We start from the raw sequence: 11470 nt of genomic DNA, 5'->3' as shown, positions 1-11470 counted from the left end.
GCCGCGGGGCGCGACTCCCGCGGCCGGCCGCCCCGCGAAACTTACGTACCGCACAGGAACCCTTTAGCGGACTCTTACGGGAGCACGTGGGAGACTCACCTCCGCTATGGACATATCCGGGATCCAGCTCAGAGCCGCGCGCGCGGCGGTGTTCACGGCTGTCGTCGTGACACTGTCCACCGCGTCGCACGTGCTGCTGTCCCGGGTGCCGCTGCCGCTCACCACCGTGGCCGCGATCGGCGCCGCCGTCTTCGCCCTCGCCTTCGCGCTCGCGGGCCGTCAGCGGGGCTTCGGCGGCATCGCCGCCCTGCTCGTCCCGCTGGAACTGGCCGCCGACACCGTGTTCACGACGGGCCAGCACGTCTGTTACGGCCGCGCGGGCGGCCCGGTCGCCGGCCCGCTGCGCTCGGTCGGCCTCGACATGCTGTGCGGCGGCGGCAGCGTGGGAACCTCGCTGTCCCGGGTGACCGGCGAGGGCCCCGGCCGCGCCGCCGCCCTGCTCGCGCACGCCGACCCGGCCACCGCCTGGCTGCTGCTCGCCGCGCACGTCACCGTCGGACTGATCGCGGCCGCGTGGCTGCGCCGGGGCGAGCGCGCCCTGGACCAGCTGCTGCGCGCCGTGGCCGCCTCGACCTTCCGGCCGCTGCTGCTCGCGGTCGCCGCCGTGGCCGCGCCGCTCGCCCCGGCCCGTCCGCTGCCGCGCACCGCGCCCCGGCCGGCCGCGGCCCGCACCCTCCTGTTCGTGCACGCCCTGGGACGCCGCGGACCGCCCCGGCCGGCCCGTCTCGCCTGAGCCGCCCGCTTCCGGGCCGCCGTGCGCGACCGATGGAACGGATGTTCCCCGGATCGCGCTGAGCACCAGCAGTCCCCCTTACGTATTCCGCGTACCACGTGTGCGCGTCCCCCGATGGAGAACACCACTATGAGCAAGCGGAACAGCCAGGCGTCGAAGACGGCGGCGCGCGAGAGGCTGCGCCTGGAGCGCGAGCGCCAGGCCAAGCGCGACAAGATCAAGCGCCAGGGGATCGTGGCCGGCGCGCTCGTCGCGGTCCTCGCGATAGCGGGCGGCATCGGCTACGCGGTCGTGCAGAACAACAAGCCCAGCCACTGGGACGGGCTGAAGGACGCCAAGAACGTCGTGGCGCCCGCCAACACGACGGGCACCAAGGGCACCACGGTCGTCATCGGCAAGGACACCGCCAAGAAGACCCTCAAGGTCTACGAGGACCCGCGCTGCCCCGTCTGCGCCCAGTTCGAGCAGACCGTCGGCACGACCGTCAAGAAGGACCTGGACGACGGCAAGTTCAAGATCCAGTACATCGGCGCCACCTTCATCGACGGCAAGGACAACGGCCAGGGCTCCAAGAACGCCCTGAGCGCCCTGGGTGCGGCGCTGAACGTCAGCCCGGAGGCGTTCCTCGAGTACAAGACGGCGCTGTACTCGGCGAAGTGGCACCCCGACGAGCAGACGGACAAGTTCAAGGACGACTCGTACCTGATCAAGGTCGCGGACACCGTCCCTGCGCTGAAGGCCAACACCAAGTTCCAGGACGACGTCAAGAAGGGCACCTACGACGCCTGGGCCGTGGCCATGTCCAAGACCTTCGACGACAACAAGGACGGCGTGACCGGCACGCCGGGCTTCGTCATGAACGGCAAGCAGCTCACCGCCGACAGCCAGGGCACCCCGCTCCTGACGGTGGAGGCCTTCAACAAGGCGGTGGGCGAGGCCCTCAAGTCCTGACCGGTCACCACCGGGCCTCCCCCGGACCGTCCGCCGCGGCGGGCGGGGTGACGTGGGCGGCGCGTGTGATCTGTGTGGCCTGAGCGGCGAAAAGCGAAAGAGCGGGCGAACTTTTTCCAGTTCGCCCGCTCTTGGCTTGTACTGCTCGGTAACCTCATCGCCCGTGACCAGTCGACTCAACTCAACCAACCCCGGGGACGCTCTCAACTCCCGCGCCCCGCGCCGCCGTACGGTCGTCAAGGCCGCGGCCGCCACCGCGATCCTCGCCGCCCCGCTCGCGGCGGCCCTGCCCGCCCGCGCCGCCGAGGCGCCCGTCTTCCTGCACGGTGTCGCCTCCGGCGACCCGCTGCCCGACGGCATCCTGCTGTGGACCCGGGTGACGCCCGCCGCCGAGGCGATACCCGGCTCCGGGCTCGGCCCGGACACCCAGGTGAGCTGGACCGTCGCCCGGGACAAGGCGTTCACCTCGGTCGTCGCCACGGGTTCCACCGTCGCCACGGCCGCCTCCGACCACACCGTCAAGGCGGACATCCGCGGCCTCCAGCCCGCCACCGACTACTGGTTCCGCTTCTCCGCGGGCGGCACCGACTCACCGGTGGCGCGCACCCGCACCGCGCCGGCGGCCGACGCGGCCGTGCCGGGCCTGCGCTTCGGCGTGGTCTCCTGCGCCAACTGGGAGGCCGGCTACTTCTCCGCGTACCGCCATCTCGCGGCCCGCGGCGACCTGGACGCCTGGCTGCACCTCGGCGACTACATCTACGAGTACAAGTCCGGCGAGTACGGGACCCGCGGCAAGGTCGTACGGCCGCACTCCCCCGCCAACGAGATCATCACCCTCGCCGACTACCGCACCCGGCACGGCCGTTACAAGACCGACCCGGACCTCCAGGCCCTGCACGCCAAGGCGCCGGTCGTCGCGATCTGGGACGACCACGAGTTCGCCGACAACTCCTGGTCGGGCGGCGCGGTCAACCACACCGAGGGCGCCGAGGGAACCTGGACGGACCGTCAGGCGGCCGCGAAGCAGGCCTACTTCGAGTGGATGCCGGTCCGCCCGGCCATCGCCGGCACCACCTACCGCAGGCTGCGCTTCGGCAAGCTCGCCGACCTGTCGCTGCTCGACCTGCGCTCCTTCCGGTCGCAGCAGGCGTCGACCGCCAGCGGTTCGGTGGACGACCCGGACCGCACGATCACCGGGCGCGCCCAGCTCGACTGGCTGAAGGCCGGGCTCAAGTCCTCCGACACCACCTGGCGTCTGGTCGGCAACTCGGTGATGATCTCGCCGTTCTCCGTGGGCTCCCTGTCCGCCGACCTGTTCAAGCCGCTCGCCAAGCTGCTCGGCCTGCCCCAGGAGGGCATCGCCGTCAACACCGACCAGTGGGACGGCTACACCGACGACCGCCGCGAACTGCTCGGCCATCTTCGCTCCAACGCGATCGGCAACACCGTCTTCCTGACCGGTGACATCCACATGGCCTGGGCCAACGACGTGCCGGTGGACGCCGGCACGTACCCGCTGTCCCCGTCCGCAGCCGCGGAGTTCGTGGTCACCTCGATGACCTCCGACAACCTCGACGACATCGTCAAGGCCCCCGAGGGCGTCGTCTCGGCCGTCGCCGCCCCGGTCATCCGCGCGGCCAACCGCCACGTCCACTGGGTCGACACCGACCGGCACGGCTACGGCGTCCTGGACGTCACCGCGGACCGCGCGCAGATGGACTACTACGTCACCTCCGACCGCACGAACCCGAACGCGACCTCGTCCTGGGCCCGCTCCTACCGCACCCGCAGCGGAACCCAGACGGTCGAGCGGACGTACGACCCCGTATAGGGGCGGATGATCGCGAGTGATCAAGTCCTAGTATTATTAGGGATATTGACGGCTTGAAAGATAAATAAGCCGTCACTATCGATCACGATTGGAGTCACATGGCCACCCCCCAACGTGTCCTGACGAAGTCCGCGGTGCTCGGCGCCGCGCTGGTCCTCGCCGGACTCACCACCACGTCCGCCGAGGCCCAGGACGTCGCTGCGGCGGCGCCCGCCTACGTCAACCTGGCGCCGATGGAGACCGCTCCCGTCTACGCCCAGCCCACGTCCTCGTCGACGCGGTTCAACTCGGTTGCGCGGGGCACCACCCTGCGCATCCAGTGCTCCACCACCAAGACCCCTTCGGGGGAGCGGTGGTTCCGGATCTACGACTCCAAGCCGACGAGCTGGGTGTGGTCCGGGCACTTCATGTCGCTGGTGCACCCGCCCAAGGAGTGCTTCCCGGGCTAGGCGCTACAGCGAGTCGAGGAAGCCGAGTGCCACCTTCCAGGTGGCCTCGGCCGCCTCGGCGTCGTAGTCCGGCAGGTTCGGATCCGTGTAGAGGTGGCCCGCGCCCGCGTAGCGGTAGATCTCCACGTCGGCGCCGGTTCTCTGCATCTGGAGGTACCAGGCGCTCAGCCAGTCGTCCGTCTCGAACTGGTCCGGCTCCGCGACGTGCAGCTGGACCGGAAGGCCGTCCACGGACGCGTTCTCCGCGATGTCCGACGTGCCGTGCAGCAGAAGCAGTCCGCGGGCCTTCTCGTCCCCGAGGGCCAGGGTCTGTCCCACCGAGGCGCCCAGGGAGAAGCCCGCGTAGACCAGGCCGCGGTCGGAGTAGGGCGCGGCGGCCAGGACCGCCCGCTTCAGCAGCTCGTCCTTGCCGATCCCGTCACTGAAGGCCATGCCCTCCTCGACGGTCTCGAAGGTCCGCCCCTCGAAGAGGTCGGGGGTCCACACCTCGTGACCCGCGGCCCGCAGCCGGTCCGCCGCCGCGCGCACCGCCGGCCGTAGTCCGTAGGTCGAGTGAAAAAGCATGATGTTCATGGACTCCATGGTGCCAGCCGCCACCGACAGCGCAGGTCCGGCGTACCCCGACAGCGCAGGTCCGGCCGTGTCGCGGCACCGATGGGACCCGCGTCGCCGGTGAGCTCCGGAGCGGCTCCCTGGGATACCCGGTTCCGCCCGGAGAACACAGGTTCATGATGCCGAGGGCCGGTTACGTTCTCAGGCATGGAGAACGTACTGCGCCCGGTGATCGTCGTCGGCGGCTCGGTCGTGCTCACCCTGCTCATCGGATGGTCCGTGGACCGTCTGCTGCGCAGGGCCGCCGACCGGCACAGCGAGACCTCCCTGTGGGGGCTGCTCCGCCGCGGCCGCGTCCCCTTCCAGCTGGTCCTCTTCGCCGCCCTGCTCAGAGGGTCCTACGGCCAGGTGCGGATCCTGGTCGAACACCGGACCGGCATCGGCCGGACCCTGACCCTGATCCTCATCGGCGCCGCCGCCTGGCTGGTGGTGAGCATCGCCACGGCGGTCGTCGAGACCTCGTACAGCCGCTACGCGAACGCGCACCGCGATCCGGCCCGGATCCGCCGGGTCCGCACCCAGGTCACGCTGATCCAGCGGGTGGTCACCGCGGTCGTCGGTGTCGTCGCGGCCGCCGCGATGCTGCTCACCTTCCCCGCGATGCGCGCGGCCGGAGCCTCGCTGCTGGCCTCGGCCGGGATCCTCGGCATCGTCGCCGGTGTCGCCGCCCAGTCCACGCTCTCGAACCTCTTCGCCGGACTTCAGATCGCCTTCGGCGACATGGTGCGGCTCGGCGACACCGTGGTGGTCGACGGCGAGTGGGGCACGGTCGAGGAGATCACCCTGACGTTCCTGACGGTACGGACGTGGGACGAGCGCCGGATCACCATGCCGGTCTCCTACTTCACCTCCAAGCCCTTCGAGAACTGGTCCCGCGGCACTCCCCAGATGACCGGGATCGTCTTCCTGCACCTCGACCACAGCGCCCCGGTGGAGGCGATGCGCGGGAAGCTGCGCGACATCCTGCGCGCGTGCCCGGCCTGGGACGGCCGTGACTACGGCCTCGCCGTCACCGACTCGACGCCCAGCACCATGCAGGTGCGCGCCCTGGTCACCGCGAAGGACGCGGACGACATCTGGACGGTACGGGTCACGGTCCGCGAGCAGCTGCTCCGCTGGCTGAACGAGCAGCACCCCTACGCGCTGCCCCGCGTCAGCACCGCCGAGGCGGCGCCCCTTCCGGGGCAGGTCACGCGGGCGGGCCGTCCGGAGGCCGACGCGGTGGCGGCCCGCACGCACCACGGCCGGCACGCCCACGAACCGCCGCGCACCGGCCCAGGACGCGGCTGACGCCTCCTGGGGCGTCGGCGGAGGCTGTTGTCTCCAGGGGCGTCTGTCTCCAGGGGCGGCGGCGGAGCGCAGCCTCCGGGAGCCTCAGCGGAGGCTGCGGACGTCGAGGTGGCGCAGGACCCGGTCCACGATCTCCGGGTCGGCCCCGGGCTCGCTCCGCGCCGACAGCACCTCGTGCCGGGCCGCGCTCATCATCTCGCCCTGGATCCGCCGCATCCTCCGCATCCTGCGGACCCGCTGGACATGCGCCTCGCGCCGTTCCTCGTCCCCCATGTCGGGGCTGATCCGCACACCGATCTCGAAGGCCCGGCGCAGCAGTTGCTCGGACACTTCCTCCGGCAGCTCCTCCACCTCCTCGATCTCCCTCAGCCTGCGCCGCGCGGCCTTGGCGGCCCGTACCGCGAGTTCCTTCTCGAAGGCCTTCTCGACGTCCTCGTCGGCCCGCACCCCGAGTCTCCTGACCAGCCACGGCAGGGTGAGTCCCTGGAGCACCAGGGTCGCCATGATCACCCCGAAGGCGATGAACACGATCTCGTCGCGGTCGGGGAACGGCGATCCGTCGTCCACCTTCAGCGGGATCGCGAGCGCCAGGGCCACGGAGGCGACCCCGCGCATCCCGGCCCACCACATGACCACGGTCTCCCGCCAGGAGGTCGGGATCTCCTCGTCGTAGTCGCGCTTGGCGTGCAGCCGTTTGGTCAGCCAGGTCGCCGGCAGCAGCCAGGCCAGGCGGACGAACACGACCACCACCACGATCGTGGCGGCCCAGCCGAGCAGTTCGCCCCAGCGCCCCGACGCCGTACGGATCGCGTTGTGCAGTTCCAGTCCGATGAGCCCGAACGCCACCCCGGTGACGAGGGTGTCCACCACCTCCCAGACGGTCGATCCCGCGAGCCGGGTCATGACGTCGTCGGCGTCGGTGGCGTACTCGGCCAGGAACAGGGCGGTGACGAGCACGGCGAGCACGCCCGATCCGTGCGCCTCCTCGGCCAGCACGTAGGCGGCGTAGGGCACCAGCAGCGTGAGACCGACCTGGAGGGAGGCGTCGCCGACCAGGGTCATCAGCCGGTTGGCGGCCCAGCCGAGGGCCAGTCCGACGGCGAGCGCGACGACGGCGGAGAGCACGAAGTCGAGTCCGGCCCGCCAGGGCGAGAAGCTTCCGCTGACGACGGCGGCGATGGCCACGTGGTAGAGCACGATCGCCGTCACGTCGTTGAAGAGCCCCTCCCCCTCCAGGATCGACACCAGCCGGCGCGGCAGCCCGAGCTGGCCCGCGACGGCGGTCGCCGCGACCGGGTCGGGAGGTGCCACGAGGGCGCCGAGCGCGAAGGCGGCGGCGACCGGCAGGCCCGGCACGATCGAGCTCGCGACGCCCGCGACAGCAAGCGTGGTGACGAACACCAGGGCCACGGCGAGCAGGAAGATCGGGCGTCTGTTCGCGGCGAACTGTCTCCACGAGGTGCGGCGCACCGCGGCGTACAGCAGCGGCGGCAGCAGCGCGGGCAGGATCAGTTCGGGCGGGATGTCCACGTTCGGGACGAAGTCCAGCACGGCCAGCACCATGCCGAGCAGGGTCATCAGGACCGGTGCGGGAAGCCCCCACCGTTCTCCGAGCGGGACGCTGACCACGGCCCCGAGCAGCAGCACGAACAGCAGGGCCAACTGATCCACGGTCAGCGCTCCGGGGGTCTGGACGATCAAAGGCGGTCCGGACCCCCAGCGTGCCACGCGGCTAGCGCGATCCCCGGTTCACAGCGCCTTGCGCATCGCGCGGTGCGGCATTCCCGCGTCCGCGAACTCCGGACCGTAGGCCACGTATCCGAGCCGTTCGTAGAAGCCGAGCGCGTGGGTCTGCGCGTGCAGGTCGACGGCGGCCAGCCCACGCGCGCGTGCCGCGGTCTCGATGGCCCCCACGAGCGCGGCGCCGACGCCCAGTCCGCGCGCCTCGCGGGTCACGGCGAGCCGTCCGAGGGAGCCGACGGCCGGATCCCCGCCGACCTTCGCGGCGGCCGCCTCGCCCTCAAGGAGGCGCCCGGTGCCGAGCGGCACGCCGTCCTCGCGGACCGCCAGCACGTGCAGGGCGCCGGGGTCGTAGGCGTCGTACTCGATGTCCTGCGGGACGCCCTGCTCGCCGACGAAGACGTCCTTGCGGACCGCGAAGCAGGCCTCACGGTCCTCGGCGCGCTCGGCGACCCGTACCTCGTACACACCCGCCGGGGAGGCGTCCGTGCCCGGAGCGCCGCTCACGCGTTGCTCTCCTCACGGACCTTGTCGAGGGCCCGCTGAAGGTCCTCGGGGTAGCCGGTCTCGAACTCGACCCAGCGGCCGTCCGCGGGGTGCTCGAAGCCGAGCCGCACCGCGTGCAGCCACTGGCGGGTGAGGCCGAGGCGCTTGGCGAGCGTGGGGTCGGCGCCGTAGGTCAGGTCGCCGACGCAGGGGTGGCGGTGGGCCGACATGTGGACGCGGATCTGGTGGGTGCGCCCGGTCTCCAGCTTGATGTCGAGCAGGGAGGCGGCGCGGAACGCCTCGATCAGGTCGTAGTGCGTGACGGAGGGCTTGCCCTCGGCCGTGACCGCCCACTTGTAGTCGTGGTTCGGGTGGCGTCCGATGGGCGCGTCGATGGTGCCGCTGGTCGGGTCCGGGTGGCCCTGCACGAGCGCGTGGTAGCGCTTGTCGACCGTGCGCTCCTTGAACTGGCGCTTGAGCGAGGTGTACGCGTACTCGGACTTGGCGACCGTCATCAGGCCCGAGGTGCCCACGTCCAGGCGGTGGACGATGCCCTGGCGCTCGGCGGCGCCCGAGGTCGAGATGCGGTAGCCGGCGGCCGCGAGACCACCGATGACGGTCGGTCCCGACCAGCCGGGGCTGGGGTGCGCGGCCACGCCGACGGGCTTGACGATCACGAGCACGTCGTCGTCGTCATGGATGATCTCCATGCCCTCGACGGGCTCGGCGACGATCTGGACGGGTGCGGGGGCCCCGGGCATCTCCACCTCGAGCCAGGCGCCGCCGTGCACGCGCTCGGACTTGCCGACCACCGAGCCGTCGACCGTGACCTTCCCCGCCGCGGCGAGCTCTGCGGCCTTGGTACGGGAGAAGCCCAGCATGCGGGAGATGGCGGCGTCGACGCGCTCGCCCTCCAGGCCGTCGGGCACGGGCAGGGTGCGGATCTCGGGAATGGTGCTCACCCGTCGAGTATGCCGGACGGCTCGGACACCACCCGACCACGGCCCGAACGCCAGTGCCCGGCAGGAGCCCGCCCGAGGCGTTCGTACGGGCCGAGAGACGGCCCGTACGGAAGCCGGGAGAGGGTCAGTCCTTGTGGACCGTGCCGTCCGGGTCCAGGCCCCTGAAGGACAGCAGCACGATCAGGATGCCGCCGCAGACGATCGCCGAGTCGGCGAGGTTGAAGACGGCGAAGTGCTTGGGTGCGATGAAGTCCACGACCGCGCCCTCGAAGACGCCGGGCGAGCGGAAGACCCGGTCGGTCAGGTTGCCGAGCGCGCCGCCGAGCAGCAGGCCCAGCGCGATGGCCCACGGCACGCTGTAGAGCTTGCGGGCGAGCCGCGCGATGACGACGATCACCGCCGCCGCGATCACCGTGAAGATGACCGTGAAGGCCTGGCCGAAGCCGAAGGCGGCACCCGCGTTGCGGATCGCCTCGAACTTCAGCCAGTCCCCGAGGATGTCGATCGAGTCGTGGTGCTCCAGCTTCGCCACCACGATCATCTTGCTGACCAGATCGAGGGCGTACGCGAGCACGGCCACCGTGAAGAGCACGGCGATCCTGCGCTTGCCCCGGGGCCGCTCGGCCTGGGCCGGCGCGTCGGCCCCGGACCGGTCTCCGGACGCCGCGTTCCCACCGGACCGCTCCGGTTCGGCGGCCGCCGCCCCTGGAATGTCCGGCGTACCGATGATGCGCTCCGCCTCTGCCACGTGAGTGAGTCCCTCGACCTAGGTTCCTGACTGAGGACGAGGGTACGGCACACGCCCGCGGGCGAAGGTGGCCAGGATCACTCCCGCGCGCGGGCTCCCCTGCTCAGGGGCGCTCCCGCGCGCGGGACGGCGGCTCCGGGGCGCTCAGTGCCTGCGTTCCTGCTTCTGCTTGCACTCGACGCACAGGGTGGCGCGCGGGAAGGCCTGCATCCGGGCCTTCCCGATGGGGTTGCCGCAGTTCTCGCAGAGCCCGTAGGTGCCCGCGTCGAGGCGTTCCAGGGCGTGCTCGGTCTGCTCCAGCGTCTCGCGCGCGTTCGAGTTGAGCGCCATCTCGTGCTCGCGGGTGATGTTCTTCGTACCGGTGTCCGCCTGGTCGTCGCCCGCTCCGTCGCCGGAGTCGCGCATCAGGCCCGCGAGGGCCTCCTCGGACGAGGAGATCTCGGCGCGCAGCCGCAGCGCCTCCGACTGGAGCTCCGCGCGGGCCTCCCCGACCTCCTCCGGCGTCCAGGGGTCCTCCCCCGGCCGCACCGCGAGCTCTCCGGGCTCCACCGCGGCGATCCTCGCCTTGGGTACCGCGGTGGCCTTCTTCGCGGCCGTGGCCGCGCCGCGGGTCTTCTTCGCAACCACTGTCGTGGCTCCCGTCGTCTTCGCGGCCTCGGCCGCGCCCTGGGCCGCCGGGGCGGCAGTCTTCCCGGCCGTGCCGGTGGTCTTGCCCGCCGTGCCGGTGCTCTTGGCGGCCGTGCCCGCGCTCTTCCTCGCCGCGGCGCCGGCCGGCGCCGCGGATTTCCCCGAGGTGTGCTTCGCCGCCGAGGGCGCCGCCTTCTTTGCGCCGGCCTTCCTCGTGGTCGTCCTGCGGCCCGCGCCCTTCGCGGACGTGGTCCCGGAGGCGGCCTCCTTCGTCCCGGCCGTCCTCGTTCCCGCCGTCTTCGCGGAGGCCGTCCCGACGGACTCTTCCGCCGTCGCCGGGGCCGCCTGTGCGCTCTTCTTCCCGTCCGTGTCCTTGGCCGCCGCTCTCGTGGATCTGCCCGACGCCGACTGCTGTACGGCGGTCTTCTTCGCCACCATGGCCGCGGCCCCTTCACATATTGTGATCTTGCTCGCGAATCGTGCTGGGACGATAAATCGACTCCCGGCCCGCGGCAACGGGACCTGAGCACGATCCGCCCGCCGCGCGAGCCCCGCGCGGCGAGTCTGCCTGCGTTGTGCCCAGCTCCCCGCCGGGTAATCCGCCGGGACCGGCGTCCCGTGATCCGGACGCGCCCGCCTCGCCATTCGGGTCATCCCGCAGGCCACGGCGGTGCCCGGGAAAACCGGTCGGCCGCTGTCCCCGTGGCGCCGTACACTGGGCGCAGCGAGAAGCGTGGATGGGGACGAGTAGCGGCGTACGCGGCCAGGAGCGACCCGGGGACGGTGGAAGCCCGGGGGCGAGCGCGACGTGAAGATCACCCCGGAGCCGCCGGCAGAACACCCCTCTGGGGCCAGTAGACCCGGCATCGCGACCCCAATGAGGGGGCCCACCGGCGCGAAGGGCGCATCGGAGGGCCAAGGAGGGTGGTACCGCGGGAGCGCGCCGCACACGGCGTCCGTAGCAACACGGCTCTCGTCCCT

11 protein-coding genes are annotated in these 11470 nt (G+C 71.7%); 5 read left to right on the top strand and 6 right to left on the bottom strand.

Annotated elements, in window-relative coordinates; all coding sequences use genetic code 11:
* Window positions 1-106: 106 nt before the first annotated feature.
* From ACFWI4_RS19035 to ACFWI4_RS19020, 4 genes are all read left to right on the top strand, one after another.
* Window positions 107-793, top strand: a complete 687-nt coding sequence (locus ACFWI4_RS19035) for a hypothetical protein (protein WP_387197392.1) — start codon at window positions 107-109, stop codon at window positions 791-793.
* A 129-nt stretch (window positions 794-922) separates the two neighbouring features.
* Entirely contained in the window at window positions 923-1744 is an 822-nt protein-coding gene (locus ACFWI4_RS19030; protein ID WP_387197389.1) for a thioredoxin domain-containing protein, read from the top strand.
* A 163-nt stretch (window positions 1745-1907) separates the two neighbouring features.
* Window positions 1908-3575 (top strand): alkaline phosphatase D family protein, encoded by a 1668-nt coding sequence (locus ACFWI4_RS19025; RefSeq protein WP_387197386.1) that lies wholly within the window; start codon window positions 1908-1910, stop codon window positions 3573-3575.
* Window positions 3576-3673: 98 nt separating this feature from the next.
* Entirely contained in the window at window positions 3674-4024 is a 351-nt protein-coding gene (locus ACFWI4_RS19020) for a hypothetical protein (RefSeq protein WP_387197383.1), read from the top strand.
* 3 nt (window positions 4025-4027) lie between these two features.
* On the opposite strand, the gene ACFWI4_RS19015 is transcribed toward ACFWI4_RS19020, so the two are convergent.
* Window positions 4028-4597, bottom strand: a complete 570-nt coding sequence (locus ACFWI4_RS19015; RefSeq protein ID WP_387197380.1) for a dienelactone hydrolase family protein — start codon at window positions 4595-4597, stop codon at window positions 4028-4030.
* 186 nt (window positions 4598-4783) lie between these two features.
* On the opposite strand from ACFWI4_RS19015, the gene ACFWI4_RS19010 reads away from it, so the two are divergent.
* Entirely contained in the window at window positions 4784-5926 is a 1143-nt protein-coding gene (locus ACFWI4_RS19010; protein ID WP_387197377.1) for a mechanosensitive ion channel family protein, read from the top strand.
* Window positions 5927-6010: 84 nt separating this feature from the next.
* Here ACFWI4_RS19010 and ACFWI4_RS19005 read toward each other — a convergent pair whose 3' ends face one another.
* The 5 genes from ACFWI4_RS19005 to ACFWI4_RS18985 all read right to left on the bottom strand — a co-directional run bounded on the left by ACFWI4_RS19005 (window position 6011) and on the right by ACFWI4_RS18985 (window position 10927).
* On the bottom strand, window positions 6011-7597 hold the full coding sequence (locus ACFWI4_RS19005) for a Na+/H+ antiporter (protein ID WP_387197374.1): 1587 nt from the start codon (window positions 7595-7597) through the stop codon (window positions 6011-6013).
* 78 nt (window positions 7598-7675) lie between these two features.
* Window positions 7676-8134 (bottom strand): GNAT family N-acetyltransferase, encoded by a 459-nt coding sequence (locus tag ACFWI4_RS19000; RefSeq protein ID WP_385402514.1) that lies wholly within the window; start codon window positions 8132-8134, stop codon window positions 7676-7678.
* Between the two features lie 35 nt (window positions 8135-8169).
* Window positions 8170-9114, bottom strand: coding sequence for an RluA family pseudouridine synthase (locus ACFWI4_RS18995; RefSeq protein ID WP_382796331.1), 945 nt, complete (start codon window positions 9112-9114; stop codon window positions 8170-8172).
* Between the two features lie 124 nt (window positions 9115-9238).
* Complete coding sequence (lspA, locus tag ACFWI4_RS18990) at window positions 9239-9862, bottom strand: signal peptidase II (protein ID WP_385402488.1); 624 nt, start codon at window positions 9860-9862, stop codon at window positions 9239-9241.
* 144 nt (window positions 9863-10006) lie between these two features.
* A complete protein-coding gene (locus tag ACFWI4_RS18985; protein WP_387197370.1) occupies window positions 10007-10927 on the bottom strand; it encodes a TraR/DksA family transcriptional regulator in 921 nt (306 codons plus the stop codon).
* Window positions 10928-11470: the final 543 nt, after the last annotated feature.

This window comes from Streptomyces sp. NPDC127038, from assembly GCF_042725875.1.
Taxonomy (GTDB): Bacteria; Actinomycetota; Actinomycetes; order Streptomycetales; family Streptomycetaceae; genus Streptomyces.
Note: the sequence above shows the minus strand (reverse complement) of the source record. Positions and strands in the feature narration are given on the sequence as shown.

Excerpts from the sequence above, each read along its gene's own strand:
- ACFWI4_RS19035 (WP_387197392.1), top strand. The coding sequence starts at position 107 with ATGGACATATCCGGGATCCAGCTCAGAGCCGCGCGCGCGGCGGTGTTC.
- ACFWI4_RS19030 (WP_387197389.1), top strand. The coding sequence starts at position 923 with ATGAGCAAGCGGAACAGCCAGGCGTCGAAGACGGCGGCGCGCGAGAGG.
- ACFWI4_RS19020 (WP_387197383.1), top strand. The coding sequence starts at position 3,674 with ATGGCCACCCCCCAACGTGTCCTGACGAAGTCCGCGGTGCTCGGCGCC.
- ACFWI4_RS19015 (WP_387197380.1), bottom strand. The coding sequence starts at position 4,597 with ATGAACATCATGCTTTTTCACTCGACCTACGGACTACGGCCGGCGGTG.
- ACFWI4_RS19010 (WP_387197377.1), top strand. The coding sequence starts at position 4,784 with ATGGAGAACGTACTGCGCCCGGTGATCGTCGTCGGCGGCTCGGTCGTG.
- ACFWI4_RS18985 (WP_387197370.1), bottom strand. The coding sequence starts at position 10,927 with ATGGTGGCGAAGAAGACCGCCGTACAGCAGTCGGCGTCGGGCAGATCC.